Annotated in this window: 22 protein-coding genes; 13 read left to right on the top strand and 9 right to left on the bottom strand. The window is 71.0% G+C overall.

Annotation, left to right across the window (positions count from 1 at the left end; genetic code table 11):
• Window positions 1-87 precede the first annotated feature (87 nt).
• Both ACQXVK_RS10860 and ACQXVK_RS10855 read left to right on the top strand, forming a co-directional pair.
• The gene (locus tag ACQXVK_RS10860; protein ID WP_022905629.1) at window positions 88-1,827 is read left to right on the top strand and encodes a dihydroxyacetone kinase family protein; all 1,740 of its coding nucleotides are present in this window, start codon (window positions 88-90) and stop codon (window positions 1,825-1,827) included.
• Window positions 1,824-2,315 (top strand): ribose-5-phosphate isomerase, encoded by a 492-nt coding sequence (locus tag ACQXVK_RS10855; protein WP_402269093.1) that lies wholly within the window; start codon window positions 1,824-1,826, stop codon window positions 2,313-2,315. Before ACQXVK_RS10860 ends, ACQXVK_RS10855 begins: the two co-directional genes overlap by 4 nt.
• Window positions 2,316-2,661: 346 nt before the next feature.
• Here the strand turns inward: ACQXVK_RS10855 and ACQXVK_RS10850 are convergent, their stop codons facing one another.
• From ACQXVK_RS10850 to ACQXVK_RS10835, 4 genes are read right to left on the bottom strand one after another with little or no spacing between them, the layout of a single operon-like run.
• Window positions 2,662-3,645, bottom strand: coding sequence for a D-ribose ABC transporter substrate-binding protein (locus ACQXVK_RS10850; protein ID WP_402269091.1), 984 nt, complete (start codon window positions 3,643-3,645; stop codon window positions 2,662-2,664).
• Window positions 3,646-3,684: 39 nt separating this feature from the next.
• The gene (locus ACQXVK_RS10845) at window positions 3,685-4,803 is read right to left on the bottom strand and encodes an ABC transporter permease (protein ID WP_022905632.1); all 1,119 of its coding nucleotides are present in this window, start codon (window positions 4,801-4,803) and stop codon (window positions 3,685-3,687) included.
• A gap of 20 nt (window positions 4,804-4,823) precedes the next feature.
• Complete coding sequence (locus tag ACQXVK_RS10840) at window positions 4,824-6,353, bottom strand: sugar ABC transporter ATP-binding protein (protein ID WP_022905633.1); 1,530 nt, start codon at window positions 6,351-6,353, stop codon at window positions 4,824-4,826.
• On the bottom strand, window positions 6,350-7,009 hold the full coding sequence (locus ACQXVK_RS10835; protein ID WP_430853575.1) for a DUF2291 family protein: 660 nt from the start codon (window positions 7,007-7,009) through the stop codon (window positions 6,350-6,352). The genes ACQXVK_RS10840 and ACQXVK_RS10835 overlap by 4 nt, the downstream gene beginning before the upstream one ends.
• A gap of 334 nt (window positions 7,010-7,343) precedes the next feature.
• On the opposite strand from ACQXVK_RS10835, the gene ACQXVK_RS10830 reads away from it, so the two are divergent.
• On the top strand, window positions 7,344-8,474 hold the full coding sequence (locus tag ACQXVK_RS10830; RefSeq protein ID WP_022905636.1) for a zinc-binding dehydrogenase: 1,131 nt from the start codon (window positions 7,344-7,346) through the stop codon (window positions 8,472-8,474).
• Window positions 8,475-8,496: 22 nt separating this feature from the next.
• Here ACQXVK_RS10830 and ACQXVK_RS10825 read toward each other — a convergent pair whose 3' ends face one another.
• Window positions 8,497-9,987 carry a xylulokinase gene (locus ACQXVK_RS10825; protein ID WP_031261247.1) on the bottom strand — a complete coding sequence of 497 codons (1,491 nt, stop codon included), beginning with the start codon at window positions 9,985-9,987 and terminating at the stop codon, window positions 8,497-8,499.
• A 133-nt stretch (window positions 9,988-10,120) separates the two neighbouring features.
• Between ACQXVK_RS10825 and ACQXVK_RS10820 the strand changes: the two genes are divergently transcribed.
• Genes ACQXVK_RS10820 through ACQXVK_RS10810 form a run of 3 tightly spaced genes read left to right on the top strand, consistent with a single transcriptional unit; the run spans window position 10,121 to window position 13,012 of the window.
• Entirely contained in the window at window positions 10,121-11,188 is a 1,068-nt protein-coding gene (locus tag ACQXVK_RS10820) for a LolA family protein (RefSeq protein WP_031261248.1), read from the top strand.
• Window positions 11,185-12,135, top strand: a complete 951-nt coding sequence (locus ACQXVK_RS10815) for an ABC transporter ATP-binding protein (protein ID WP_430853574.1) — start codon at window positions 11,185-11,187, stop codon at window positions 12,133-12,135. Before ACQXVK_RS10820 ends, ACQXVK_RS10815 begins: the two co-directional genes overlap by 4 nt.
• Window positions 12,122-13,012, top strand: coding sequence for an ABC transporter permease (locus tag ACQXVK_RS10810; protein ID WP_416395576.1), 891 nt, complete (start codon window positions 12,122-12,124; stop codon window positions 13,010-13,012). Before ACQXVK_RS10815 ends, ACQXVK_RS10810 begins: the two co-directional genes overlap by 14 nt.
• Before the next feature lie 51 nt (window positions 13,013-13,063).
• On the opposite strand, the gene ACQXVK_RS10805 is transcribed toward ACQXVK_RS10810, so the two are convergent.
• The 4 genes from ACQXVK_RS10805 to ACQXVK_RS10790 form a co-directional block, all read right to left on the bottom strand.
• The gene (locus ACQXVK_RS10805; RefSeq protein ID WP_402269082.1) at window positions 13,064-14,116 is read right to left on the bottom strand and encodes an NADP-dependent oxidoreductase; all 1,053 of its coding nucleotides are present in this window, start codon (window positions 14,114-14,116) and stop codon (window positions 13,064-13,066) included.
• 103 nt (window positions 14,117-14,219) lie between these two features.
• On the bottom strand, window positions 14,220-15,134 hold the full coding sequence (locus ACQXVK_RS10800) for a metallophosphoesterase (protein WP_430853573.1): 915 nt from the start codon (window positions 15,132-15,134) through the stop codon (window positions 14,220-14,222).
• A gap of 63 nt (window positions 15,135-15,197) precedes the next feature.
• Window positions 15,198-15,539: an L-rhamnose mutarotase gene (locus tag ACQXVK_RS10795; protein WP_402269078.1), complete on the bottom strand. Its 342-nt coding sequence runs from the start codon at window positions 15,537-15,539 to the stop codon at window positions 15,198-15,200.
• 56 nt (window positions 15,540-15,595) lie between these two features.
• The gene (locus ACQXVK_RS10790; RefSeq protein WP_430853572.1) at window positions 15,596-16,957 is read right to left on the bottom strand and encodes an MFS transporter; all 1,362 of its coding nucleotides are present in this window, start codon (window positions 16,955-16,957) and stop codon (window positions 15,596-15,598) included.
• Between the two features lie 123 nt (window positions 16,958-17,080).
• On the opposite strand from ACQXVK_RS10790, the gene ACQXVK_RS10785 reads away from it, so the two are divergent.
• The 7 genes from ACQXVK_RS10785 (at window position 17,081) to rhaI (ending at window position 26,989) form a co-directional block, all read left to right on the top strand.
• Window positions 17,081-18,091 carry a LacI family DNA-binding transcriptional regulator gene (locus tag ACQXVK_RS10785; RefSeq protein WP_430853571.1) on the top strand — a complete coding sequence of 337 codons (1,011 nt, stop codon included), beginning with the start codon at window positions 17,081-17,083 and terminating at the stop codon, window positions 18,089-18,091.
• Between the two features lie 147 nt (window positions 18,092-18,238).
• Window positions 18,239-19,333 (top strand): LacI family DNA-binding transcriptional regulator, encoded by a 1,095-nt coding sequence (locus tag ACQXVK_RS10780; protein WP_430853570.1) that lies wholly within the window; start codon window positions 18,239-18,241, stop codon window positions 19,331-19,333.
• Window positions 19,334-20,078: 745 nt separating this feature from the next.
• Window positions 20,079-21,404 carry an ABC transporter substrate-binding protein gene (locus ACQXVK_RS10775; protein WP_416393804.1) on the top strand — a complete coding sequence of 442 codons (1,326 nt, stop codon included), beginning with the start codon at window positions 20,079-20,081 and terminating at the stop codon, window positions 21,402-21,404.
• A gap of 80 nt (window positions 21,405-21,484) precedes the next feature.
• Entirely contained in the window at window positions 21,485-22,339 is an 855-nt protein-coding gene (locus ACQXVK_RS10770; protein ID WP_083857841.1) for a carbohydrate ABC transporter permease, read from the top strand.
• A 5-nt stretch (window positions 22,340-22,344) separates the two neighbouring features.
• On the top strand, window positions 22,345-23,229 hold the full coding sequence (locus ACQXVK_RS10765) for a carbohydrate ABC transporter permease (protein WP_402269304.1): 885 nt from the start codon (window positions 22,345-22,347) through the stop codon (window positions 23,227-23,229).
• Between the two features lie 117 nt (window positions 23,230-23,346).
• On the top strand, window positions 23,347-25,635 hold the full coding sequence (locus ACQXVK_RS10760) for a family 78 glycoside hydrolase catalytic domain (protein ID WP_430853569.1): 2,289 nt from the start codon (window positions 23,347-23,349) through the stop codon (window positions 25,633-25,635).
• Between the two features lie 181 nt (window positions 25,636-25,816).
• Complete coding sequence (rhaI, locus tag ACQXVK_RS10755) at window positions 25,817-26,989, top strand: L-rhamnose isomerase (protein ID WP_402269066.1); 1,173 nt, start codon at window positions 25,817-25,819, stop codon at window positions 26,987-26,989.
• The last annotated feature ends 3 nt before the right edge of the window (window positions 26,990-26,992 follow it).

Genomic DNA, 26,992 nt, shown 5'->3' with positions numbered 1-26,992 from the left:
CCGCCGCCACCCGGTGCACGACCCCGGGCGGTGTCGGCCGTCCCGACGCCGCCCGGCCCCACGACCCACCACCACCGGAGGACCAGCATGACGACCATCCACGACGATCCCGAGGACTTCGCCGACGACCAGTTCGCCGGTTGGACCGCGCTCTACGCCGACCGCGTGCGCGGTGTCCACGGTGGCGTGGTGGCGCTCCCCACCGCCGCAGCCGAGCCCCAGGTCGCCGTCGTCGTCGGCGGCGGGTCGGGACACTACCCCGCGTTCTGCGGGATCGTCGGACCGGGGTTCGCGACCGGTGCCGTCGTCGGCAACGTCTTCACCTCGCCGTCGACCGCGCAGGTGTACTCGGTGGCGAAGGCCGCCGACCAAGGCCGGGGCGTCGTGCTCACGTTCGGGAACTACGCCGGTGACGTGATGAACTTCGGGATCGCCGCAGAACGGCTGAACGCCGAGGGCATCCCGACCCGGGTCGTCATCGTCACCGACGACGTCGCGAGTGCCGAAGAACCCGCGCGTCGTCGTGGTATCGCGGGCGACTTCTCGGTCTTCAAGGCGATGGGTGCCGCGGCCGCGGCGGGAGCATCGTTGGACGACGTCGAGCGCGTCGGCAACGCCGCGAACGCCGCCACCCGGACCATCGGCGTCGCGTTCTCCGGCTGCACCATGCCCGGCGCCGCCGAGCCGCTGTTCTCCGTCCCCGAGGGCCACCTCGGACTCGGACTCGGCATCCACGGTGAGCCCGGCATCGAGGACGTCCCGCTGCTGCCGGCGCGCGAGCTCGCATCGCTCCTCGTCGACCGGCTGCTGGCCGAGCGCCCGGCGGGGGCCACACGGGTGGCCCCGATCCTCAACGGACTCGGCGACACGAAGTACGAGGAACTCTTCCTCCTGTGGGGGCGTGTGCTCCCGCTGCTGACCGAGGCCGGCCTCGAGGTCGTCGAGCCCGAGGTCGGCGAACTCGTCACCAGCCTGGACATGGGCGGGTGCTCGCTGACGCTGCAGTGGCTCGACGACGAGCTCGAGCGCTACTGGCGTGCCGACGCCTACACGCCCGCGTACCGCAAGGTGGCAGCGCCGGTCGCAGCGCTCGTGCCGGCCGACGCGGTGGAGGACGCCGCGGCGGAGGCGATGGAGGTGCCGGACGCGACCACCGCCTCCCGGCAGGCCGCCGACACGGCGCGCGACGCGCTCGTCGCGGTCGAGGCGCTGCTGCGCGAGCACGAGGAGGAACTCGGCCGCATCGACGCCGTCGCCGGTGACGGCGACCACGGCCGCGGCATGGTCAAGGGCGCGAGCGCGGCCCGCAGGGCCGTCGACCGTCTCGACCGGGAGGCAGGAGTCGCGTTCGTCATCGGACGCGCCGGTGACGCGTGGGCCGAGTTCGCGGGCGGCACCTCCGGTGTCCTCTGGGGTGCAGCCCTCGAGGCGTTCGGTCGATCGCTCCGCGACGACCGCGAGACCTACCGGGCCGCGGACGTCGTCGACGCAGCGCAGGCCTTCGCCGATTCGATCGTGCACCTCGGACGAGCCTCCCGCGGCGACAAGACGCTGCTCGACGCCCTCCTCCCCTTCGTCGACGCGCTGCGCGCCGGGGTCGAGGGCGGCCAGGACACCGCGACCGCATGGCGCGCCGCCGCCGCGATCGCCGTCACCGAGGCGGCCGCGACCGCCGAGCTGCGTCCGAAGATCGGCCGCGCGCGACCGCTCGCGGAGAAGAGCGTGGGCACCCCCGACGCGGGTGCCACGTCGATGGGGATGATCCTCACCCGGGTCGGCGAGGTCCTCGCCACCCGTGCTGACCGACTGGAAGGAACACACGCATGACGTACCGACTCGTGATCGGCTCGGACGACGCCGGCTTCGACTACAAGGAGGTCATCAAGCGCGATCTGCTCGCCGACGACCGGGTGGCCTCGGTCGAGGACGTCGGGGTCGATGCCGACGGACACACCGCCTACCCGCACGTGGCCGTCGACGCCGCACGGATGGTCGCCGACGGCAGGGCGGACCGGGCGATCCTGATCTGCGGCACCGGGCTCGGGGTGGCGATCAGCGCGAACAAGGTCCCGGGCATCCGGGCAGTGACCGCGCACGACTCCTTCAGTGTCGAGCGGTCGGTGCTCTCGAACGACGCGCAGGTGCTCTGCATGGGCCAGCGGGTCATCGGTGTCGAGCTGGCACGTCGACTCGCGAAGGAGTGGCTCGGGTACGAGTTCGACCCGTCGTCGGCGAGCGCCGAGAAGGTCGCCGCGATCTGCTCCTACGACGGGTCCGCTCCGGTGGGGACCGACGCGACGGCGGAGGCGGAGTAGCCGGGACGCGGCTGCCCGCGGCTCGCCCGCACCAGGACCGACCGGGACGACGAAGCGTCGTCCCGGTCGGTCCTTCGTCGTCCCTTCCGGTCCTTCGTCGTCCCGGCAGGTCCTCCGTGCGGTCGCCGACAGACGGGTACGCGCGGGCGGACGGGTGCGCGGACGCGGAGTCGGTCGCGGACCTGGCGTCGGTTGCGGACCTGCCAGAACACCGACGCTGACGCTGGCGCTGATGCTGTCCGTCCCCGCTCCCGCCGCCCGTTCCCGTGCAGCGGCGGGACGACGGACAGCCCCGGTCCTGTACCGAGGTGCAGGACCGGGGCCGTCGCCCGCGGTCAGGGCCGCGTCACTCCGCGAGGGTGAAGGGCTGCGTGACCTTGTCCGCGTTCTCCTTCGTGATGAGCACGCAGTCGAACGCCTGCTTCTCCTGGGCCGCACCCGTCTTGCCGGTGCGGAGGTACTCGTCGGCTTCCTGGACGGCCTTCTTCGCGAAGGTCGCGACGGGCTGGAGCACGGTGTACTGGAGCTCGCCAGCCTTCACCGCGTCGACGGCGTCCGGGGATCCGTCGAAGCCGCCCACCTTGACCTGGTCGAGCTTGCCGGCCTCCTTGAGCGCCGCGATCGCGCCCAGCGCCATCTCGTCGTTGCCGGAGATGATGCCCTTGATGTCCGGGTTCGCCTGCAGGATCGACTGGGTCTTGTCGTGGCCCTGCGTCCGGTCCCAGTTCGCGACCTGCTTGGCGACCTCCTTGAGGTCCGGGTACTGCGTCAGGACGGTCTTGTAGCCGTTCGATCGAGTCTGCGCGTTGTTGTCCGACGGCGCCCCGAACAGCTCCGCGTACTTGCCCGAGTCCCCGACCGACTTCACCCACTGCTGCGCGCCGATCGCGGCACCCTGTGCGTTGTTCGAGACGAGCTGCGCCTTGGCGAGACCCGCCTGGTTGATCTCCGCGTTCACGAGGAAGACCGGGATCCCGGCGGCGTCGGCCTTCTTCACGGCGCCGATGGACCCGCTGGCGTTGGCCGGGTCGAGGATGATCGCGACCGACTTGTTCGTGATGGCGGTGTCGATGAGGTTGCTCTCGGTGTTCGTGTCACCCTTCGACGCCGAGACGTTCGACTTGTAGCCGAGCGACTTCGCCTCGGCCGACGCGACGTCGCCCTCCGTCTTCCAGTACGGGTTCGACGGGTCGTTGACGATGATCGAGATGAGGCCGCCCTTCTTGGACGAGCCGTCGCCGCCGGATGCGGCACCGCCGGCGGAGCAGCCGGTCAGGGCCAGGCTGAGTCCGACTCCCGCTGCGAGCACCGTTGCGAGCTTGCGGTTCATGGTGGGTTTCCTTTCGCTGTGGACCGTGTGACGGAGGAGTCAGACGGCGGTCTTCTCACCGACGGCTGCCGGGGGCTGCGTGCCGGTGGGAGAGGTCTGGTCGGGTCCGGACGCGCCGCCGGCCTTGGCGGGGCGACGCTTGTACTGGACCGCGTTGAGGAGGACGGCGAACACGATCACGGCACCGGTGAAGACGGTCTGCCAGTAGGCGGAGACGCCGATGATGACGAGCCCGTCCGACAGGAAGCCGATGACGAACGCACCGAGCAGCGTGCCGCGGACGTTGCCGACGCCGCCGGACAGCGCCGCACCGCCGATGACGACCGCCGCGATCGCGGTCAGCTCGTAGGAGCTGCCGGCCGTCGGGCTCGCACTCGTGAGCTCGGACGACAGGATGAGGCCGGCGATCGCGGCGCACAGGCCGGACAGCACGTAGACACGGATCTTCACCCGCTTCACCGGGACACCGGACAGCTCCGCAGCGCGCTCGTTGCCACCGGACGCGTACAGCCAGCGGCCGAAGACGGTCCGGTTGAGGAGGAGCGATCCGACGACGGCGGCGACGATCATCACGATCACACCGATCGGGAGCCCGAGCAGCCGGTTGAAGCCGAGCCAGTCGAACCCGGTGTTGCCGAGCTCCGCGTTGCCCTCGAGGTTGTTGTAGGTCAAGCCGTTGGTCATCAGCAGTCCGATGCCGCGGACGACGTAGAGCATGCCGAGGGTGGCGACGAACGGTGCGACCCGGAACCGTGCCACGAGGACACCGTTGACGAGGCCGATGAGCGCTCCGGCGGCGCAGGCGAGCACGACGACGACCCAGACCTTCGGGTACAGGGTCACCCCACCGATCGCCACACCCTTCATGAGGAAGCCGGCGATCACCCCCGAGAAGCCCAGGGTGGAGCCGACGGACAGGTCGATGCCGCCGTTGAGGATGACCAGGAGCATGCCGAGCGCGAGGATCGCGTACACCGCGACGTGCGACGACATGGTGAGCAGGTTGCTCACCGTGAAGTAGTTCGGCGACAGGATCGAGAAGACGACGATGATGACGACGAGGGCGAAGTAGGCGCGGCCCTGCAGCAGGATCCGTCCCAGGCTGAAGCCCTCGGCGGGGAGGGCGAGACGCCGTCGATCGGCGGTCGTGGTGGTCATGGTTGTTCCGTTCCTGGCGGTCATGCGACCACGGCTTCGCCCGAGGCGGCCATGATCGCTTCCTTGGTCACGTCCGAGCCGAACTCGGCGGCGATCCGCCCACGGCTCATGACGACGATGCGGTGGGCGATGCTCAGGCACTCGCCGACCTCTGAGGTGGTGTAGACGACGGCGAGGCCCTGCCGGGCACGTTCTGCGAGGAGCCGGAACACCTCGGCCTTCGCCCCGATGTCGATGCCGCGACTGGGTTCGTCGAGCAGGATCACGTCCGGATCGGTCGCGAGCATCTTGCCGATGACGACCTTCTGCTGGTTCCCGCCGCTCAGTGAGCCGATCATCGCGCCGCCGCCGGCCGTCTTCACGTGCACGGTCCGGATCGAGTCGGTGACGAGGTCCACCTCACGCCGGCCGGACAGGAAGAGCCCACGAACGAAGGCACCGATGGACGCCAGCGACATGTTCGACCCGACGGTCATCGTCTGGACGAGGCCGTCCCGCTGCCGGTCTTCCGGCACGAGCCCGAGGCCGGCATCGATGCGCTCGGCGATGGACAGTCGAGCAAGGTCGCGGTCGCCCTTCCGGACCGCTCCGCCGTCGATCGGCGTCCGCCCGGCGACCGCCTCGAGCAGCTCGGTGCGACCGGCGCCCATCAGGCCGTAGATGCAGACGACCTCGCCGGCGCGGACCTCGAGCGAGACGTGGTCGACGACGTTCCGTCCGGGCACGTCCGGGTCGGCGACGACGACGTCCTCGACGGTGAGCGCAGGCGCACCGAAGTCGTAGCCGCTGGGCGGTGACCCGAGGTCGAAACCGTCACCGACCATCGCGCGGACGACCCACTCGAGGTCGATGTCCGCACGTCGGGCCGTCGCGGTGACCGAACCGTCGCGGAGCACCACGGCATGGTCGGTGATCTCCAGGGCCTCCTCGAGGTGGTGCGAGATGTAGACGATCGACACACCTCGGGCCTTCAGGTCGCGCACGACCGTGAAGAGCACCTCGACCTCGGACGCCGAGAGCGCGCTCGTCGGCTCGTCCATGATGAGGATCCGCGCGTCCACGGAGAGTGCCCGAGCGATCTCCACCAGCTGCTGCTGCCCGAGGCGCAGGTCGGACACGAGTGTCCCGGGGTCGATGTCCTCGCCCAGCTCGGCGAGGACGACTGCGGCCTGCCGGGCCTCCTCCGCGTAGTCGACCCCGGTCGGTCCACGCAGCTCACGGCCCATGAAGATGTTGTCGCGCACCGTGAGGTTCGGTGCCAGGCTCAGCTCCTGGTGGATGATCGAGATCCCGTGCTCGCGGGCGTCCACGGTGTCGGCGAACGTCACGGCCTCGCCGCGCAGTGTGAGGGTCCCGGAGGTGGGCTGCTCGACGCCGGACAGGATCTTCATGAGCGTCGATTTGCCCGCGCCGTTCTCGCCGAACAGGGTCGTCACCTGCCCGCGGTGCACCGCGAACGCCACCCCCTTGAGCGCCCGGGTCGCACCGTACGTCTTCACGACGTCGGCGGCCTCGAGGACGACCGTCCCGATCGCGTCGTCGCCGCTCATCCGCGCACCTCCAGCTCGGACGGGGTGACGAGCCAGCCCTTCGGGTTGATCAGCTGGAATGCACCCGTCACGGTGACCTCCTTGCCCTCGAGCGCGGTGGTGTCCACCTTCGCCAGCACCTGCTTCTTCAGCTGGTCGTTGAGGGCAGCGCCGGCGTTCTGGTAGTCGATCTGGTTCGTGAACTGGCCGAACTCGACCGTGCCGGGGGCGTCGCGGAGGTCGGTGCCGTTGATGGCGGGGCCGGTCTGGATCCGGATGAACAGACCGCTGGGGACGCCGTCGACCGTCACGGGGTAGACGCCGTCCTGGGCTTTCCCGACCGTCCCGGTGAAGGTCGTGGAGAACTCCGGACCGGTCCCGGCGTCGACGCCGTACCGCTTCGCAGCAGAGGTGGAGTCGGCGAGCACGGCCGGGGCCAGCTCGGTGGCGGGGACGGCCCGCTTCGCGATCGCCTGCTGCACCTTCGGGAAGTTCGTCTTGCCCCAGGCCGATGCGGAGAACGCCGCTGGGCCCGCCCCGACGCTCGACCCCTTGCCGACGACCTTCGTCGAGAGCGCCATCGCGACGACCACGACGATGACGACCGCGACGAGCACGATCCTCCTGGTCGGCCTGCGCTTCGCGGCGGGTCGGCGGACGGTGGCCGAAGCGCTCATCGCTCAGCTCCGTCCCGGACGGTCCGCCCCGTCCGGTCACCCGTGACGGCTCCGACGACCGTGGGTCGCCGCGTGCTGTGGTCGGCTCGCGTCATCGCGTGCTCCTCGTGGTTCGCTCCGTTGCGTCGTTCCGCTGGCGCGGACCGGCTCCATGAATGTGGCGCAAAGCAGAAATTATGTGCGTAACGAAATTTCTGCAAGTGGACGCGCCGAATCCGTCCGGCCGCGCGACGGTTCCGACGCATCAGAAATCTTGTTCTTGACTTTTGTTCTGCGTCGCGTAGTGTCGCCCTCGCCGCGAGGACGCGGCAGGACGACGACCGATGGAGAACTCATGTCCACGACGACCGCGACCCCCACGAGCACCGGCTCCGAGCCCTTCCCGGCGACCATGCGCGCCGTCGTGGTCCACGGCCCTGGCGACTACCGACTCGAGGAGCGACCCGTCCCGACTCCGGGACCCGGCGAGCTGTTGCTCCGTACGGACGCGGTCGGCATCTGCGCCTCGGACCTGAAGTGCTACCACGGCGCAGCCAAGTTCTGGGGCGACGAGAACCGCGCCGCTTGGGCCGAGACGAACCGCATCCCCGGCCACGAGTTCGTCGGCACGGTGGTCGCCGGTGACGACGCAGCGCTCGCCGCCCGCAAGGTGTCCATCGGCGACCGGGTCGCCTGCGAGCAGATCGTGCCGTGCTGGGAGTGCCGGTACTGCCTCGAAGGCAGCTACTGGATGTGCAACGTGCACGACATGTTCGGGTTCAAGGGATACGACGGCGCCATGGCCGAGTTCGTCCTCGTCCCGACCAAGGCCCTGACGCACCCGGTCTCGAGCGAGCTGCCCGGCCAGGTCGCGGCGTTCGCCGAGCCGCTGTCCTGCGCGTTCCACGCGGTCGAGCGCGGTGACGTCAAGTTCGGCGACACGGTCGTCATCGCCGGCGCCGGTCCGATCGGCCTCTCCGCGATCGCGGGGACCCGCCAGAAGAACCCGCTCCGGATCATCGCGCTCGACGTCGTCGACGCGAAGCTCGAACTCGCCCGTAAGGTCGGCGCGGACATCACCATCAACATCGCCCAGGAGGACGCCGTCGCGCGGGTCAAGGAGCTCACCGACGGCTACGGTGCCGACGTCTACATCGAGGCGACCGGACACCCGTCGGCCGTGCCGCAGGGCCTGAACCTGCTGCGCAAGCTCGGCACCTTCGTCGAGTACTCGGTCTTCAAGGACAACGTCTCGGTGGACTGGTCGATCATCTCCGACGACAAGGAGCTCGACGTCCGTGGGGCACACCTCGGTCCGCACACCTGGCCGGCGGCCATCAAGCTCCTCGAGTCGGAGACCCTGCCGATGTCGGAGATCTGCACGCACCAGTTCGCGCTGGAGGACTTCCAGGAAGCACTCGACCTGGTCGGCGACTCGGCCGGTGCGAGCGTCAAGGTCTCGATCATCCCGTCCCGACGGGCTTGAACGACCGACGCGGTCGGCCCACTCAGGGGTGCTGTGCCGACCGCGTCGTCCGCTCCGCCAGCCGATGGACCACCGCGGCGGTGGCCTCGTACAGATCGCGGTAGTCCCGGTACCCCTCCTCGTACGCCCGGTGCGCATCCGGGTCCGGACGGATGACCTCGGACGGCGGGTTCCAGGTCGCGATGTCGACGTCCGCCACCAGGCCGGCCGCGAGGAACGCCGACCCGTACGAGGCACCCACGGTCACGCTCGGCACGGTCTGGGGCAGCCCGGTGACGTCCGTGACGATCGTCGGCCAGAGCGCACCGCGCAGGCCCCCTCCCGCGCCGACGAGCTCCCGTACCTCGACGCCAGCGGCCTGGAGCGCCTCGAGGTTGTGCCGGACCGCGTACGCCGTGGCCTCGAGCGCCGCACGGTACAGGTCGCCCCGTGTGTGCCGCACGGTCAGACCGGCGACGACGCCGCGGGCGTGCGGGTCGGCGATCGGGGTCCGCTCCCCCGCGAAGTACGGCAGCATGAGCAGTCCGTTGGCGCCCGGCCCGGACACCGCGGCCTCGTCGAGCATCGTCGCCCAGTCACCGTCGACGAGCCGCCGCAACCAGTCGGTGATCGCCCCGGACGTCGCCGTACCGCCCGCCACACACGGCTGCCCCGGGTGCGTTCCGACCGTCGTCCACATCCCGGGCACCGCGATCGCCTCGGCCGTCGGCGCGATCATGAACATGGTGGTCCCGTACTGCAGGAACATGCGCCCGGGCACGGTCTCGCCGACGCTCACGCCCTCGGCCCATGCGTCGATCGCACCAGCGGTCACCGGGATGCCGGCCGGGAGGCCCGTGGCCGCGGCCGCCTCGGCCGTCACGACTCCGGCCCGGTCACCCGACCACACCAGGCGTGGCATCGAGAGCCCTGGCGCGAGCTGCTCGCACCACTCGGGGATCCAGCGGTTCTCGTGCACGTCGTACAGCGGCGTGGTCTGGCTCGCCGAGTGGTGGTCGAGCACGTACTCGCCGGTCAGCAGTCCGACCACGCGGGAGGACGGCATCGTGAACCGGGCGGCCCGTGACCACGTGGACGGCTCGTTCCGCGCCAGCCAGGCGAGCTTCACACCGGCCGCCTGGGTGCTCAGGGCGCTGCCGCACCGTGCCCGCACGACGTCGACGCCACCGAGCTCCGCCGTCACGCCGGGGAGCATGTCCGCAGTGCGCGTGTCCACGCCGTACAGGACTGCGGGCCGCAGCGGACGGTCGTCCTCGTCGGTCAGCAGGACGCACGGTCCGATCCCGCTCACGCCGACGGCCGCGACCTCGGCGTCGGGCACCGCAGCGAGCAGTTCGCGTGTCAGCGTCGTGGACTCCGTCCACCACGAGTCGCCGTCCATCTCGACGAGTCCCTGCTCCGGGCGGTCGACGTCGTGCCGTCGGCTCGCTTCGGCGAGGACCGTCCCGTCCAGCCGGGCGAGCAGTGCCTTCGTGCTCGACGTGCCGATGTCCAGTCCGAGCACCGCCCGCATGCCGTCTCCTTCGCCGTCGCGCACGGAACCGCGTCCGCGCACCGATTCTAGGGAGGTCGCAGCGCCCCCAGGGTTCTGTCGGTTGCCGGACGTACGGTGCTGCCGTCCCACACGAACCACCGAGGGGAAACCGATGAAGAAGTCAGCCTGGCTGCCCGCCGTCATCGCACCGGTCGTCGTCGCCGGCGCCGTCGCCGCACCGATGATCGCGAACGCGTCGAGCGACCCGGTCGCGGGGACGAACCCGAGCGCGGCGGACGTCATCGCCAGCATCGCGGGGTCCTCCGACGCGAAGTACTCCGGCAAGCTCGTGCAGACGAGCGACCTCGGGCTGCCCGAGCTCCCCACCGGGTCCGGCGGTTCCTCGCTCGAGGGCGACGCCTCGGACGCCCTCGGACTCCTGACCTCGTCGCACACCGCCCGCGTCTACGTCGACGGCGCGTCCAAGCAGCGCGTCCAGCTGACGCAGCAGCTCGCCGAGCAGGACCTCGTCCGGAACGGGACCGACGTCTGGACCTGGGACTCGAAGGAGCGCACGGCGACGCACGTCACCCTGCCGAAGGACGCCCAGGCGCCGCAGTCCGGCACGATGACGCCGGCCGACGTCGCGAAGCAGGCGATCGACGCGATCACGCCGAGCACCACCGTCTCGAAGCCGACCGAGGTCCGGGTCGCCGGGCACGACGCGTGGCAGATCACCCTCACGCCGAAGTCGTCCGGCACGCTCGTCGGGTCCGTCCGCCTGGCGGTCGACCAGCAGACCGGGCTGCCGCTCCGCGCCACGATCGCGGCGAAGGGCCAGAGCGACCCCGCCGTCGAGGTCGGCTTCACGAGCCTGCAGTACGGCGCACCGGCCGCGCGGCTGTTCGACTTCACGCCGCCGGCGAACGCGACCGTCGAGACGAAGGACCTCTCCGACGCCACAGCCCACGACGAGGGCGCGCAGCACCGGCACGGGCGTCCGGGCGACGAGCCGACGGTCACCGGCACGGGCTGGAGCGCCATCGCCGAGCTGCCGAAGGGCACGGTCGACGAGTCCGCGCTCGGTGCCGACCAGGCCGGTCTGCTCGACCAGCTGACCCGATCGGTCGACGGCGGCCGCGCGGTGCAGACCTCACTCGTGTCGGTCTACCTCACCGACGACGGCCGGGTCCTCGCGGGCGCGGTCCCGGTGTCGGCACTGGTCGCCGCAGCCGAGTGAGCACGTCCGACGCGGCCCTCGCCATCCGCACCACCGGGCTGGCGAAGGTCTTCCGCAGGCAGCGGGCGGTGGACGGGATCGACCTCGCCGTGCCGCGCGGTTCGGTGTTCGGCTTCCTCGGGCCGAACGGCTCCGGCAAGACGACGACGATCCGCATGCTCCTCGGCCTCTCGAGCGCGACGGACGGCACGATCGAGCTGCTCGGCCAACCGATGCCGGGGGCCCTGCACGACGTCCTGCCGCGGGTCGGCGCGCTCGTCGAGGGACCGGCGTTCTACCCGTACCTGTCCGGGCGCGCGAACCTGTTCCGGTTCGACGCGGCCGACCCCACGTCGGACCCGCGGACCCGGAAGGACCGCGTCGCGAGCGCACTCGACCGCGTCGGGCTCGCGCACGCCGCGGGCAAGAAGGCACACGCGTACTCGCTCGGCATGAAGCAGCGTCTCGGCCTCGCGAACGCGCTGCTCGCCCCGCGCGACCTGCTCGTGCTCGACGAGCCCACGAACGGCCTCGACCCGCAGGGCACGCGCGAGGTCCGGAACCTCATCCGGTCCCTCGCGGACGACGGCACGACGGTGTTCGTGTCGAGCCACCTGCTGGCTGAGATCGAGCAGGTCTGCACCCACGCCGCGGTGATGCGCACCGGGAAGATCGTCGCGCAGGGTCCGCTCGACGAACTCCGCGCCGCCGGAGCCCGGACGGTCACGGTCCGCACGCCGGACCTCGGGCAGGCCGGCACCGTGCTGATCCGCCTCGGCCTGACCCCGCGGCACGAGGGCGGAGCCGACGTCCTCGTCGCCGACATGCCGCACGAGGTCCTGCCGGAGACCATCACGACCGAGCTCGTCCGCGCGGACGTCCGGGTCCGCGGGCTGACCGTCGGCGGCGGCACCCTCGAGGACCTGTTCGTCGCCCTCACCGGAGAGGGCTTCGATGTCGCTGCCTGACGCCGTCACCGTGTCCACCGCCGGGTCAGCGACCCCCGACGCGCGCGACACCCCGCGTCCCCGCCAGCGCCCGTTCGCGCTGCTCGGGTCCGAACTCGCCCTGGTCTTCCGACGCCGTCGCACCTGGGCGATGCTCGGGGCGCTCGCACTCGTGCCGATCCTCATCGCGGTCGCGGTCAGGATCACGACCGGGCGGGACTCGGGCGGTCCGGCGTTCCTCGGCGACATCACGAACAACGGACTGTTCGTGGCGTTCACGGCCCTGACCGTGTCGATCCCACTGTTCCTGCCGCTCACCGTGGGGGTCGTCGCGGGCGACACCGTCGCGGGCGAGGCGAGCCACGGCACCATCCGCTACCTGCTCGTGGCCCCGACCGGCCGGGTGCGCTTCATCCTCGTCAAGTACGTCGGCGCGGTGGCCTTCTGCCTCGCGGCGACGCTCCTCATCGTGGTGGTCGGCGCCGCGATCGGTGCCGTGCTGTTCCCGATCGGTCCGGTCACGCTGCTGTCGGGCACGCAGGTGGACGGCTGGTCCTACGCCGGACGCGCGCTGCTGCTGGCGCTGTACGTGACGCTGTCGATGCTCGGGTTGTCGGCGATCGGGCTCTTCGCGTCCACCCTGACCACCGTGCCCGTCGGCGCGATGGCGGCGACGGTCGTGCTCGCCGGCGCGTCCCAGGTGCTCGACCAGCTGCCGCAGCTCGACTGGCTGCACCCGTACCTGTTCTCGCACCAGTGGCTCGGCTTCGGGGACCTGCTGCGCGACCCGATCGCGTTCGACTCCTTCGGCTCGAACGCCCTGCTGCAGCTCGGCTACGTCGTGGTCTTCGGCGCGCTGGCGTACAGCCGCTTCGCCACGAAGGACGTCCTGAGCTGACGACGGCCGCGGCGCACTGCGCCGCGGCCGCTCCGCTCGTCGATGGCTGGGTCAGCTCGTGGAGCCGCCCGCCATGGTCTCCGTGTCGCTCCCCCGCGCGTCGGCGTACCGGTCGCGCAGGTCCCGGGCCTTCTCCGACCGGTACCAGTCCATCCGTGCGCCGGTCTCGACGGTCTGCATGCCGATGACCACCTTGCCGCGGGACTTCATCTCGGCGAGGTCCTCGTAGGCCTCGACGATGTACTCGAACGGGTAGAACCCCGAGATGAGCACCTGCACGCGTCGGTCCTGCACGGCCTTGGCCAGGAGCGTCAGGAGCTCGCGCGGCTCCTCGTCGTCGGCCGGGGCCCGCAGGAACCGGATCTCGATGTCACGTCGCGCCTCGGACGACACGAACCGCCCCGGTGCGACGCCGAGACGCTCCGCGAGTTCCTCGGCCCGGCTCTCGCCGTGGTTGTCGATGAACGCCGTGATCGGACGGCCGTCGGCGATGGCGCGGATGCGCTCCTCCTCGCCCTCGCCGTACACGACGGGGAGGGTGCCGATCTGGCGCAGGTAGTCGTGGTTGCGCGCGCTGCCGAGCGAGATGACGGTGGCACCGGCGTCGTGCGCGAGCTGGCACTCGATGTGTCCGACGCCGCCGGCCGCCGCGGTGATCACCACGGTGTCCTGGGGGCCGAGCTTCAGGCCGCGGACGACCGAGACCGCGGTGCAGCCGGCGAGGTAGAGGCCGCCGGCGACCTCCCAGCCGACGTGCTCCGGCTTCTTGATGACGGCGCTGCGCGGCACGGCGAGCCAGGTGGCGTGCGACCCGCCGTTCGGCGCGTGCCCCATCACCTCGTCGCCGACCCGGAGGTCCTTGACCCCTTCACCGCGGGCCCGGACGATACCGGCGAAGTCGACGCCCTGTCGTGCCGGGAAGTCGAGCTCGATGTGGTCGCGGAGCTTGCCCTCGCGGAGGAACCGCTCGATGTGGTTGAGCCCCGCCGCGACGATCTCGACGACGACCTCGCCGGGACCCGCGTCTGGTCGCTCCTGCGGGACGAGTTCGACGACGTCGAAGTCGCCGTACCGGTCGTACTGCACTGCGCTGCCGATCCGCATGGGTACTCCTTCACTCCAGGTGTGACACCTCTCCTACTCGGAGTTCCCGACTGCGACCCGAATGCGAGGTCGCTGGACGTCCCCCGTGCGTCGGCCGGTGCGCCTACCGCCCGGTGGACGCCTCGATGACGCGCGTCACGGTGTCCGCGTCGAGCGCGAAGGCGAGCGGGTCGGCGTCGGGCCGCGGCACCCGGATCGGCGTCGACCAGACGGACCCGTCCTCGGCGAGGTCGACGACGAGCGCGCCGGCGTCGACGTACGCCGACTCCTCCTCGTAGGGGCCGGTGACGTCGGTGTCGTTCGCGACGCCGGGGGCCACGAGCACCGGGACGCCCGCGAGGGACCCGGCGAAGTGGTGGTGGTAGTGCCCGGCGAGCACGACCCGGACGTCCGAGCCGCGGATCACGTCGGCGAGCGCCCCGGGGTTGCGGAGCCGCAGGGCGTCGTGCAGTGCGGTCGGTGCCGGCAGCGGCGGGTGGTGCAGGACGACGACGGTGCCGTGCGGAGCGTGGTCGCCGGCGAGGGCGGCGCGGAGTCGCTCGAGCGACGCCTCGGCGATCTCGCCGTACCCGGCACCGGGGATACTCGTGTCCACGGTGACGATCCGGCGCCCGGCGACGAGGGACTGCCCGGCGACCGGCACGGTCGGCGGGTGGTGTTCCATCGTGTGCATGAGCGGCCGGCCGCCCTCGCCGAGCACGTGCCCGTTCGCGAGGACCTGGCGGAACCCCTCACGGAGGTCGTGGTTGCCCGGCACGGTGACGAGCGCCGCACCGTGGCGCCCCGCCCAGCCGCCGACGCGTTCGACGACGGCGGCGTACGACTCCGGCGACCCGTCCTCGGAGACGTCGCCGGAGACCACCACGAGCCCGACCCCCGGGACGCCGTCGGCGCGTGCGAGCACCCCCTCGAGCGCGGCGGTCGTGTCGACGGACCCCTGGTGCAGGGAGCCGTCGCCCGTGAGGTGGGTGTCGGAGAGGTGGAGGACGCGGAGGGTCCCGGCTGCGGGCGGCTGCATGGCCCCACGCTAGCCACGGCGTCGATCAGGCGACTGGACGGTCCGTGGACGTTCGCGGAGCGTTCAGTCGGCGGCGGCCGCGAGCTGGTCCTCGAGGTTGAAGACCTCGGGCAGGACCCGCGCCGTCTGGTCCGCCCGACCGGTGGTGCCGTCGAACAGCTGCTGCATGTGCGCCTCCCACGCGGCCGCCACCTCGGACGCGGCGAGCGACGCGTCGGCATCGGCCACCGAGTCCGTCTCGTAGTAGCCGATGAGCAGGCCGTCGTCGTCGAGGAACAGCGAGTAGTTCCGCCGTCCCGCGGTCGCGATCGCCCGGAGCATCGCGGGCCAGACCGCGGCGTGCCGCTCGCGGTAGGCGTCGAGGTGCGCGGTCCCCACCTGCAGGCGGAAGCAGACGCGGGTCACGTGATCCGCGCCTCCAGGACCGTCCAGGAGGCGCGGATCACGCTGGTCCGCGTCGCTCACCGGGGCGTCCGCTCGGCTCGCGCCCCCCGCAGCGCCTGCTGGCGCGCGGCGTGCTCCTCGGGGGTGCGGACCGTGCCGGTCGCGCTGGTGACGGTGCCGTACCGTTCGGCCTCGATCTCCTCGAGGGTCTTGCCCTGCGTCCTCGGCGCCCAGATCGTGCCGACCAGGAACGACAGCGCGAGCAGTCCGAGGATGAGCCCGCCGAGCGCGCGGAGCCCGATGTCGGCGAGCAGGAGCGGGAACCAGATGCTCAGCAGGCCGACCATGACGCGGGCGGCCAGGAACAGGACGCCCTGCGCACTCGCACGGTACCGGGTGGCGAACAGCTCGCTCGTCCAGAGGCCGTAGAACGCCTGCGCGCCGATGCCCGAGGAGATGCCCCAGGCGATCGCGAAGAACAGCAGCGTGCCGAGGGTCGCGGGGGCGTAGATGAGGACGGCCCAGGCGACGACCGCGAGCGCGGCTCCGATCGCGTAGAGCAGCCGACGGCTCATCCGGTCGGCGAAGCGCATGAAGCCGAAGTACGTCGCGGCGACGGTGCAGCCCCACACGAGGATCTGCAGCCCGTACTGCTCGGTGACGCTCGTCACGCCGGTGGCCGAGTAGACGCGAGGCTGGAAGATCCCGGCCTGTCCGGCGACGGTGTTCCAGAGCGCGTAGACGCCGAACAGGAACAGCATCGCGGTGAGGTTCCCGCGCCGGCTGAACAGCTGGCCGAAGCCGTGGAAGAAGTTCGCGGAGCCGGTGGCCGCGCGCTCGTCCTTCCAGATCGTGGACTCGGGCAGGCCGCGTCGCAGCCACCACACGATCGCGGCGACGACGAACAGGTGCGCGAAGATCAAGCGGCTGCCGAGCAGTCCGAGCGGGGCCGCGGCGATGGCGAGGGCGAACCCGACCATCGGGCCGATCGACCACGCGAGCTGCGCCGTGCCGACGTGGGCGGCGCGCTTGTCGGCGGGCGCCTGCTCGGCGATGTAGGTCCAGCTCGCGGGGACTCCGGCGCCGACGGCGATGCCGGTGAGGATGAAGCCGACGAGGAGCATCCCGTAGCTGCCGGCGAACACGGCGAGCAGGATGCCGAGCATGTAGAGCAGCAAGTCGTAGGTGTAGATGAACTTCCGGCCGTAGCGGTCGCACAGCGGGCCGCCGATGATCGCGCCGGCAGCGGCGCCGAACGCGTTCGCGGACAGGCTCGCGAGGAGCCCGACCTGCAGGTCGCCGACGTGGAACTGCGCCTGCCAGAGGCTGAGGCTCGTGGCGATCGCGATGATCGACCCGGACTCGATGTAGTTCGACATGGCGACCGAGATGGTCGCCTTCCAGCCCGTGGTGTTCCGGGCTCCGATGCGGACCGCCATTGGTCCTCCGTTCGCGTGTTCGACTGTGAATCGTTTCAACGGTGCTGCGGAGACGGTACTCGCCGTTCGGCCGGAGGGCAAGTCGCTCCACCGGAACGCCTGCCCCGATGTCAGGATGGCCCCATGGCAGTGAGCGTTCGGGACGTCGCAGCGCTCGCCGGTGTGTCCCTCGGCACCGTCTCGAACGTGCTCAACCGCCCCGACAAGGTCGCCCCCGGGACCGTCGAACGCGTGCAGTCCGCGATCGCCGAGCTCGGCTTCGTCCGCAACGACTCCGCGCGGCAGCTCCGGGCCGGCCGCAGTTCGACCGTCGGGCTCATCGTCCTTGACGGCGGCAACCCGTTCTTCACCGACGTCGCCCGCGGGGCCGAGGACGCGGCGATGCAGCGTGGCCTCGCGGTCCTCGTCGGCAACTCCGACGAGTCGGTCGACCGCGAACACACCTACGTCGAGCTGTTCGAGGAGCGTCGCGTCGCCGGACTCCTCATCTCCCCCGCCGGCGACGACCTCAGCCGGCTCGAACGGCTGCGCGACCAGGGCACCGCCGTGGTGCTCGTGGACCGCCGGGCCGACGACGAGCACTTCGCCTCGGTGTCGGTCGACGACGTCGCCGGGGGCCGCATCGCCGTCGAGCACCTCACCGCCGTCGGGCGCCGTCGGATCGCCTTCGTCGGTGGCCCGTTCGGCATCCGGCAGGTCACCGACCGCCACACCGGCGCGGTCGCGGCCGCCGAGGCGGCGGGTGCGGCACTCGAGGTGATACCGACCACGTCGCTCTCCGTCCTCGAGGGCCGGCGCGTCGGCGAGGAGATCCAGGCCCGACCGGCCGCCGAACGTCCGGACGCGGTGTTCGCCGCGAACGACCTGCTCGCCGTCGGCCTCGAGCAGGCCTTCATCATGCGCGGGTCGATCCGGGTGCCGGAGGAGATCGCGATCGTCGGGTACGACGACATCGCCTTCGCCGAGGCCGCGGTCGTCCCGCTCACCTCGGTGCGGCAGCCGGCGCAGGACCTCGGCCGGAGGGCGATCGAGCTGCTCGCGGCCCAGGTCGACCCGGGGCAGGGCACGGACCAGCTGCACGTGGAGTTCACGCCCGAGCTCGTCGTGCGGCAGTCCACGGTCGTCGAGCGCTGAGGCGCGGTGCGCGGTGCGCGTCGACCGCGGTCGCGCTCGCGGATCCGGTGGTGCGCCGCGTCGGACGGGAGGGGCGGGTCGGCGCCGCACCGCGCCTCCCGTCCGACGGTGGCCGGCCCGGAACCCCGCTCCGCCTACGATCGGAGCATGGTGCATGTCCCCAGGCGCGACGGACCGCCGAGCGTGCACCACGTCGCCGCTCGGGCGGGCGTCTCGCTCGCGACGGTCTCGAACGTCCTGAACCACCCGGAACGCGTGGCGGACGCGACGGCCGACCGCGTCCGGTCCGCGATCAGCGACCTCGGCTACACGCCGAACCGCAACGCGCGTGCGCTCGCGTCGGGGAGCAACCGGGCGATCGGCCTGGTGGTGACGTCGCTCCGGAACTCCCTGTTCACGGACATGGTCAGCGGCGCCCAGACCACCGCGCGGGCCCGGGGCAACACCCTGCTCGTGACGAACAGCGACAACGACCTGGAGGCGCAGGCCGAGCACCTCGCGTTCCTCGAGAGCACCAGGGTGTCCGGGATCCTGTTGGCGTCGATGACCGCCTCGAAGGACCAGGTCGAGACCGTCCGGAAGCACGGGCTCCCCGTCGTGTACGTCAACTACGAACCCGCCGAGGTCGATGCCTGCTCGGTCATCGTCGACAACGAGCAGGCCGGCTACGTCGCCACGACGCACCTCATCGAGCAGGGGTGCCGGCGGATCGGGTTCGTGAGTGCGCGTCCGGATCTGCAGCCCGTGGCACGGCGTCGGCAGGGGCTGCTCCGGGCGATCGCGGAGCACCCGGGAGTCGAGCTCGTGGACGTCGACGCGGGCGACATCGACCCGCCGGGTGGCACGGACGCGGGGGCCCGGATCGCCGCGATGCCCGCCGACGCGCGGCCGGACGGGGTGCTCGGGGTGACCGATCTCCTCGCGATGGCCGTGGTGACGGAGCTGCGGGCGGCTGGACTCCGCGTGCCGGAGGACATCCCGGTGACCGGCTGCGACCACAACTCGATCGCGTGGGGCGGCGCGGTCCCGCTCACCTCGGTGACGATGCACGGCTCCGAGATGGGCTCGGTCGCGGTCGACCTGCTGCTGGCCGAGCTCGACGAGGACCCGGCGGAGCACGTGCACCGGACGGTGATGCTCGGGAGCGAGCTGGTCCCGCGGGAGAGCACGCTCGGGCGTGCGCGGGCCGCCGAGGTGGCCGCCCGGACGGCGCCGAGCGACCCCCGGCGCACCGAGGCCTGAGCGGCGGGGGCCGGGCGGCCGTCGCGGCCGTCGTGGCCGTCGCGGCCGTCGCGGCCGTCGCGATCCCGAGTCTCGCGTGGGCGGACACGTTCGCGGGCCCGCAGCCGCGAAACAGTCCGCCGAGCCGAGTCTCGCGCAGCCACTCCGCGCACGCGTTTCGCGCTGAGCGACACCTCACGTGCCGGCGACCCCGTGAAGTGTCGGCCAGCGCGAAACTCCGCGAGCCCCACCATCGCGCAGCCCCGGCACCCCGAGTCTCGCCCGGGCGGACACCCTCGCGGGTCCGCAGCCGCGAAACAGTCCGCCGAGCCGAGTCTCGCGCAGCCACTCCGCGCGCGCGTTTCGCGCTGAGCGACACCTCACGCGCCGGCGACCCCGTGAAGTGTCGGCCAGCGCGAAACCCCGCGAGCCCCGCCCCTGGGCGGCCCCGGCGCACCCCGAGTCTCGCGTGGGCGGACTGTTTCGCGGGCCCGCAGCCGCGAAACAGTCCGCCGAGCCGAGACTCGCGCCACCACCCCGCCCGCACGCCCGCCCACCGGGGCCGGGCCGCGCCTCCTGGCCATCGCACCGGGCACGGGGTCCGTGCGTGCGTAACGAAACCGAATCGGTGATTGACACGCTTCAATCCGCATGGTTCCATTCCGATTGAAACGTTCTAAACAGCACCACCGGAAGCCGCACCGGCGCGGCGACCGGCACCGTTTCACCCGGGGTACCCCGCCCCGGCCTTACGAGGAGGTAAGGAATGTCAGCTCGTTCCCTGACCACCAGGTTGCTCGCCATCGGCGGCGCCACGGTCCTCATCGGCAGCCTGGCCGCCTGTTCGTCCGGCGGCTCGGCCGACACCGGCAGCAGCGGCGGCAAGGTGCAGATCAGCTACCTGGTCGACAACTCCACCGCCACCGCGGTGACCACCAAGGCACTCGTGTCGGCATTCGAGAAGGCCAACCCGGACATCACCGTCAAGGTGGACACGAAGCCGCAGGGCACCGACGGCGACAACCTGGTCAAGACCCAGCTGTCGACCGGTGAGATGGACGACGTCTTCAACTACAACTCCGGCTCGCTGCTGCAGGCCCTGAACCCGGACAACACCCTCGTCGACCTGTCGAAGGAGAGCTGGGCGAAGGACGTCGACAAGCAGTTCGTCAAGGTGGTGAGCACCGACAAGGGCATGTACGGCGCCCCGTTCGGCACGAGCTTCGGCGGCGCCGTGATGTACAACAAGAAGGTCTACGAGGACCTCGGCCTGAGCGTCCCCACCACCTGGGACGAGTTCATCAGCAACAGCGAGAAGATCAAGGACGCCGGCAAGGTCGCCCCGATCATCCAGACCTACGGCGACACCTGGACGAGCCAGCTCTTCGTGCTCGGCGACTTCGCGAACATCACCGCGCAGCAGAGCAACTGGGCGACGCAGTACACGAAGAACAAGGAGTCCTACGCCAAGGAGCCGGCCCTCGCCGGCTTCGAGCACCTGGCCGAGGTACAGGACAAGGGCCTGGTCAACAAGGACTTCGCCTCCGCCACCCAGGCGAACGGTCTGAAGATGCTCGCCGAGGGCACCGGGGCGCAGTACCCGATGCTCACCAACGCCATCTCGACGCTGCAGCAGGACAACCCGGACGCCGTCGACGACATCGGCGCCTTCGCCCTCCCCGCGCAGAACGCCGACGACACGAACCTCACCATCTGGGAGCCGAACGGCCTCTACATCCCCAAGACGACCACGGGCGACAAGCTCGCGGCCGCGAAGAAGTTCGTCGCCTTCGCGAACTCGTCCGAGGGCTGCAAGGTGCAGAACGACACCGGCACCCCCGGTGGCCCGTACGTGATCTCCACCTGCACCCTTCCGAGTTCGGTGCCGCCGATGCTGAGCGACCTGCAGAAGTACATCGACGACGGCAAGGCCACGCCGGCGCTCGAGTTCCTCTCGCCGATCAAGGGCCCGAACCTCGAGAAGATCTGCGTGCAGGTCGGCTCCGGGATCTCCAGCGCGGCCGTCGGTGCGAAGCAGTACGACCAGGACGTCGTGCAGCAGGCGCAGCAGCTCGGACTGAAGGGCTGGTGACCGGCGTGACCGCGACGCTCACGACGGCGGTCGCCCCGCCCGAGACCACGAAGGCGGGCCCCGGACCGGCACGCCGACGCATGCGCTCGTTCTACCCGGCGTGGTTCTTCATCCCGGCGATCGCGCTGTACGTCGTGTTCTTCGCGGTCCCGACCTTCGCGGGGTTCTACTTCTCGCTCACCCGCTGGACGCTGTTCGACCAGACCTTCATCGGCTTCGACAACTTCGTCCGGTTCTTCCAGGACCCGCAGCTCGTCTCCGGGTTCGTGCACACGTTCGAGTACGGGTTCGTGACGAGCGCGGCGAAGGTGGTCCTCGGACTCGCCCTCGCCCTGCTCCTCACGAGCCCGGTACTCGGGCGCGGCTACCTCCGAGCGGTGGTGTTCTTCCCCGTGCTGGTGTCGACCATCGGCATCGGCATCACGTTCAAGGCGCTGATGGACCCCTTCCACGGCATCATCAACGGCGCGCTCGGCGCGGTCGGCCTCCCCACCCCCGGGTGGCTGACCGACCCGGCCCTCGCCCTCTGGAGCGTCGCCGCGGTGGACGTCTGGAAGGGCGTCGGCATCGCCACGCTCATCTTCATCGCGGGCATCGTGGCGATCCCGCAGGAGTACTTCGAAGCCGCCCGGGTCGACGGCGCGAGCTCGTGGTCGATCTTCCGGAACATCACGCTGCCGCTGTCGCGTCCGGCGATGGGGACGGTCATCATCCTGTCGCTCATCGGCGGCCTGCGGTCGTTCGACCTCATCTGGGCGATGACCGGCGGTGGCCCCGGGTTCACGAGCGACGTCATCGCGAGTGTGATCTACAAGCAGTACCAGGCCGGGTTCTACGGGTTGTCGACCGCGGGCAACGTCGTGTTGTTCGTCGTCGTGACCGCGATCATGGTGCCCATCTCGTGGCTGCTCAACCGCAAGGAGGCGGACCTGTGACCGCGATCACCACCAGCCGGCGCACCGGCTCCGCACCGACCCCCGTCGCCCGCCGACGGAACCGCCAGACGACCCGCAAGTGGGTCATCGGCATCATCGCGATCGTCGTCAGCTTCGTCGTGTTCCTCGTGCCGTTCGTCTTCGTCTTCCTGCAGGCCGCGAAGAGCCCGGCCGAGGCGAACCAGCTCGGCTTCACGCTGCCGACCCAGTGGCAGCTGTGGCAGAACCTGCAGGCCGTGTTCGCCACCGGGGAGAGCGGGATCGTCCGGGCGTTCCTGAACAGTGCCGTCCTCACCGTCGGCAGCGTGGTCATCATGGTGGTCTTCTCCGCCATGGTCGGCTACGTGCTGCAGCGTCGTCCGAGCAGGTGGAACGGCGTGATCAGCTTCTTCGTGCTCGCCGGCCTCATCGTCCCGCCCGCGATCGTCCCGACGATCTGGGTCTTGCAGGGACTCAACCTGTTCAAGACGATGGGCGGGATGATCCTCATCGAGGCGACCTTCGGCCTGTCGTTCTGCATCCTGCTCTTCCGGGCCTTCGTCGCGACGATCCCGAAGGAGCTCGACGAGGCCGCGGTGCTCGACGGCGCCGGCCCGATCCGCCTGTTCTTCGGGGTCGTCCTGCCGCTGCTCAAGCCCGTCATCATCACGGTCGTGCTCGTGCAGTCGGTGGCCGTGTTCAACGACTTCGCCAACCCGCTGTACTTCCTGCCCGGCTCCGAGAACGCCACGGTGCAGCAGACCCTGTACGCGTTCCAGAGCCAGTCGGTCAGTCAGCTGAACCTGCTCTTCACGGACGTGCTGCTCATCACGATCCCGCCGCTGATCCTCTACGTCTTCTTCAACCGTCAGATCGTCGCCGGCATGACCAGCGGCGCCGTCAAGGGCTGACGCCCACCGGCCTGGAGGCGCGACCTGCCTCCGCCGCCCCGCCCACCCGGGCGGGGCGGCCGGACCCCAGACCCCGCACCGGTCGACGACGACCGGTCGCGTGAAAGGACACACCACATGACCGACTGGACCGCACCGTTCATCGCGAGCGACGCCGACCTCGCCAGCGCGCCGATCCTGCGCCGCGAGTTCACCCTCGACGACGGCCACGGTGCCGTGACGAGCGCGGCGCTCGACGTCAGCGCCCTCGGCGTCGTCGAGGCGTGGCTCGGCGGGCAGCGCGTCTCCGACCACCTGCTCGAACCGGGGTGGACGAGCTACGAGTGGCGCGTCCGCGTCGTCTCGCACGACGTCACGGCACACCTCACCGATGCCGAGCCGGGTGGCGCCGCCGTCCTCGCGCTCGTGCTCGGCAAGGGCTGGGCCGCCGGACGCCTCGCGTGGGGCGGTGGCGGCGGCTGGTACGCCGACGAGGTCGCCGGGTTCGCCGAACTCCGCGTCACCTTCGCCGACGGCCACGAGCAGCGCGTCGCGACCGACACCGACTGGCAGGCGCTCTCGAGCGCGATCACGGCCGACCAGCTCTACGACGGCGAGGACGTCGACGCCCGGATCGACGACACCGCGTGGAAGCACCCCGGGGCACCCGAGCACGCCAGCGGGGTGCACACGGTGGACCTCGGGGAGCGCGAACTCGTCGCGGACACCGTGCCGCCCGTCCGCCCGCTCGCCGAGATCGCCCCGGTCGAGGTCTGGACGAGCCCCGGCGGCGCCACGCTGGTCGACTTCGGCGTGAACCTGGTCGGCTGGGTCCGGGTGACCGCGTCCGGCCCGGCGGGGACGGTCCTGACCCTGCAGCACGCCGAGGTCCTCGAGCACGACGAGCTCGGCACGCGCCCCCTGCGCACCGCGAAGGCCACCGACCACTTCACCCTCAGCGGGGACGGCGAGGATGTCTTCGAGCCGCGCTTCACGTTCCACGGCTTCCGGTACGCCCAGGTCGACGGGTGGCCCGGCACGCTCGACGAACTCCGGACCGCCCTCACCGCGGTGCAGGTCGGGTCGGACCTGCCGAGGACGGGCACCTTCGCGTCGAGCCACGAGCTGCTCAACACGTTCCACGACAACGTGGTGCGCGGCATGCAGGGGAACTTCCTCAGCGTGCCGACGGACTGCCCGCAGCGCGACGAACGCCTCGGGTGGACCGGCGACATCGCTGCGTTCGCCCCGACGGCGTCGTACCTGTTCGACACGAGGGCCTTCCTCGGCGACTGGCTCCGGGACGTCTGGCTCGAGCAGCAGCACGCCGACGGCGTCATCCCGTTCGTCGTCCCGGACGTGCTGAAGTACTCCCCCGCCGAGGACTTCGGCACGCCCGACGCCACCGCCGTCTGGTCGGACGCCGGGGTGTGGGTGCCGTGGACGCTCTACCAGGCGTACGGCGACACCGCGGTGCTCGAGGAGCAGTTCCCGTCGATGGCCGCACACCTCCGGCGGATCCGCGACCACCTCTCCCCCGAGGACCTGTGGGACACCGTGTTCCAGTTCGGCGACTGGCTGGACCCGGACGCCCCGCCGGAGGACCCCGCGGCGGCGAAGGCCGACAAGGGCGTCGTCGCGACGATCTGCGCCTACCGGTCCGCCACCATCGCGGCGGACGCGGCCGAGCTCCTGGGCGGCCACGAGGCGGAAGCGGGCGAGTTCCGGGAACTCGCGTCGCGCCTCCAGGCCGGCTTCCGGACCCACTACCTGCAGGACGACGGTCGGATCCTGTCCGACTGCACGACCGTCTACACGCTGGCGATCGTCTTCGGGATCCTGACCGAGCAGGAGCGGGCCTCGGCCGGCGACCGTCTGTCTGCGCTCGTCGAGCAGTCCGGCTACCGGATCTCGACGGGCTTCGCCGGGACGCCGTTCATCACCGACGCGCTGACGCAGACCGGACACGTCGACGACGCGTACCGGCTGCTGCTGCAGACCGAGTGCCCCTCGTGGCTGTACCCGGTGACGATGGGCGCGACGACGGTGTGGGAGCGGTGGGACTCGATGCTGCCGGACGGCACCATCAACCCGGGGCAGATGACCTCGTTCAACCACTACGCCCTGGGTGCCGTAGCCGACTGGATGCACCGGGTGGTGGGCGGGCTCGCGCCGCTCGAGCCCGGCTACGCGTCGGTGCTCGTCGCGCCGCAGCCGGGCGGTGGCCTGACGTGGGCGTCGACCTCGCTCGACACGGTGCACGGGCACGTCGCGGTGCGGTGGGAGCTCATCGACGGGGAGCTCCTCGTGCGGGTGACGGTGCCGGAGGGCGTCACGGCCGTGGTCCGGTTGCCGGGCGCCGAGGAGCAGCGGGTGTCGGCGGGCACGCACGAGCTGCGTGCGCCCGCTGCCGTGCCGGCCGCGTAGCGATGGGCAGGGGGCGCGGCGGTCCCGCTCCGCCCCGTGCCGAACCACGTTCCCGACGTCGAACCAGCCGCACCGGCCGGTTCAATGTCGGAATCGTGGTTCGTCGCTCACCGCGGCTTGCGCGAACCCCGCGCAGGCCGTACCGTATGAAACGATTCAATCAGCCACGAGGAAGTGCACGATGACATCGACCCCGACCTTCACCGGCATCGCCGACCAGCTCGCGCGCCAGGCGATCGAGCTGCCCAGCTGGGCGTTCGGCAACTCCGGCACCCGCTTCAAGGTGTTCGGGACGCCGGGCACCCCGCGCGACCCCTACGAGAAGATCGCCGACGCCGCCCAGGTCCACCGGTACACCGGTCTCGCGCCGACCGTCGCACTCCACATCCCGTGGGACCTCGTCGACGACTTCGCCGACCTGAAGCGCCACGCGGAAGAGCACGGCGTCGCCCTCGGCACCGTCAACTCGAACACGTTCCAGGACGACGACTACAAGTTCGGCGCCCTGACCCACGTCGACGAGACGATCCGGCAGAAGGCGATCGACCACCACCTGCGCTGCATCGACGTGATGGACGCCACCGGCAGCCGCGACCTGAAGATCTGGCTCGCCGAGGGCTCGAACTACCCCGGGCAGGAGGACATGCGCAGTCGGCAGGACCGCCTGCACGAGAGCCTGTCGACGATCTACGACCGGCTCGGTCCGGACCAGCGCCTCGTCCTCGAGTACAAGTTCTTCGAGCCGTCGTTCTACCACACGGACGTCCCGGACTGGGGCACGAGCTACGTGCAGACGGCCGCGCTCGGCGACAAGGCCATGGTCTGCCTCGACACCGGGCACCACGCCCCCGGCACGAACATCGAGTTCATCGTCATGCAGCTGCTCCGGCTCGGGAAGCTCGGGTCGTTCGACTTCAACTCGCGCTTCTACGCCGACGACGACCTCATCGTCGGTGCGGCGGACCCGTTCCAGCTGTTCCGCATCCTGGTCGAGGTCATCCGCGGCGGCGGGTACGACAACCCGGACGTCGCCTTCATGCTCGACCAGTGCCACAACATCGAGGACAAGATCCCCGGGCAGATCCGCTCCGTGCTCAACGTGCAGGAGATGACGGCCCGGGCGCTGCTGCTCGACCGCGTCGCGCTCACCGCCGCACAGGAAGCGCACGACGTCCTCGGCGCGAACGAGGTCTTCATGGACGCGTACCAGACCGACGTCCGGGCGGACCTCGCCGCGTGGCGCGAATCCCGCGGCCTGCCGGCGAACCCGATGCGCGCCTACCTCGACTCCGGCTACCAGCGGCAGATCGCCGAGGACCGGGTCGGCGGCGTGCAGGCCGGCTGGGGCGCGTAGACA

It is taken from the genome of Curtobacterium sp. AB451 (genome assembly GCF_050585845.1).
Lineage (GTDB): Bacteria > Actinomycetota > Actinomycetes > Actinomycetales > Microbacteriaceae > Curtobacterium.
Note: the sequence above shows the minus strand (reverse complement) of the source record. Positions and strands in the feature narration are given on the sequence as shown.

What these genes read in the sequence shown, in the direction of transcription:
- ACQXVK_RS10860 (WP_022905629.1), top strand. Translation starts at nt 88, where the DNA reads ATGACGACCATCCACGACGATCCCGAGGACTTCGCCGACGACCAGTTC.
- ACQXVK_RS10855 (WP_402269093.1), top strand. Translation starts at nt 1,824, where the DNA reads ATGACGTACCGACTCGTGATCGGCTCGGACGACGCCGGCTTCGACTAC.
- ACQXVK_RS10850 (WP_402269091.1), bottom strand. Translation starts at nt 3,645, where the DNA reads ATGAACCGCAAGCTCGCAACGGTGCTCGCAGCGGGAGTCGGACTCAGC.
- ACQXVK_RS10845 (WP_022905632.1), bottom strand. Translation starts at nt 4,803, where the DNA reads ATGACCACCACGACCGCCGATCGACGGCGTCTCGCCCTCCCCGCCGAG.
- ACQXVK_RS10840 (WP_022905633.1), bottom strand. Translation starts at nt 6,353, where the DNA reads ATGAGCGGCGACGACGCGATCGGGACGGTCGTCCTCGAGGCCGCCGAC.
- ACQXVK_RS10835 (WP_430853575.1), bottom strand. Translation starts at nt 7,009, where the DNA reads ATGAGCGCTTCGGCCACCGTCCGCCGACCCGCCGCGAAGCGCAGGCCG.
- ACQXVK_RS10830 (WP_022905636.1), top strand. Translation starts at nt 7,344, where the DNA reads ATGTCCACGACGACCGCGACCCCCACGAGCACCGGCTCCGAGCCCTTC.
- ACQXVK_RS10825 (WP_031261247.1), bottom strand. Translation starts at nt 9,987, where the DNA reads ATGCGGGCGGTGCTCGGACTGGACATCGGCACGTCGAGCACGAAGGCA.
- ACQXVK_RS10820 (WP_031261248.1), top strand. Translation starts at nt 10,121, where the DNA reads ATGAAGAAGTCAGCCTGGCTGCCCGCCGTCATCGCACCGGTCGTCGTC.
- ACQXVK_RS10810 (WP_416395576.1), top strand. Translation starts at nt 12,122, where the DNA reads ATGTCGCTGCCTGACGCCGTCACCGTGTCCACCGCCGGGTCAGCGACC.
- ACQXVK_RS10805 (WP_402269082.1), bottom strand. Translation starts at nt 14,116, where the DNA reads ATGCGGATCGGCAGCGCAGTGCAGTACGACCGGTACGGCGACTTCGAC.
- ACQXVK_RS10800 (WP_430853573.1), bottom strand. Translation starts at nt 15,134, where the DNA reads ATGCAGCCGCCCGCAGCCGGGACCCTCCGCGTCCTCCACCTCTCCGAC.
- ACQXVK_RS10790 (WP_430853572.1), bottom strand. Translation starts at nt 16,957, where the DNA reads ATGGCGGTCCGCATCGGAGCCCGGAACACCACGGGCTGGAAGGCGACC.
- ACQXVK_RS10785 (WP_430853571.1), top strand. Translation starts at nt 17,081, where the DNA reads ATGGCAGTGAGCGTTCGGGACGTCGCAGCGCTCGCCGGTGTGTCCCTC.
- ACQXVK_RS10780 (WP_430853570.1), top strand. Translation starts at nt 18,239, where the DNA reads ATGGTGCATGTCCCCAGGCGCGACGGACCGCCGAGCGTGCACCACGTC.
- ACQXVK_RS10775 (WP_416393804.1), top strand. Translation starts at nt 20,079, where the DNA reads ATGTCAGCTCGTTCCCTGACCACCAGGTTGCTCGCCATCGGCGGCGCC.
- ACQXVK_RS10770 (WP_083857841.1), top strand. Translation starts at nt 21,485, where the DNA reads ATGCGCTCGTTCTACCCGGCGTGGTTCTTCATCCCGGCGATCGCGCTG.
- ACQXVK_RS10760 (WP_430853569.1), top strand. Translation starts at nt 23,347, where the DNA reads ATGACCGACTGGACCGCACCGTTCATCGCGAGCGACGCCGACCTCGCC.
- rhaI (WP_402269066.1), top strand. Translation starts at nt 25,817, where the DNA reads ATGACATCGACCCCGACCTTCACCGGCATCGCCGACCAGCTCGCGCGC.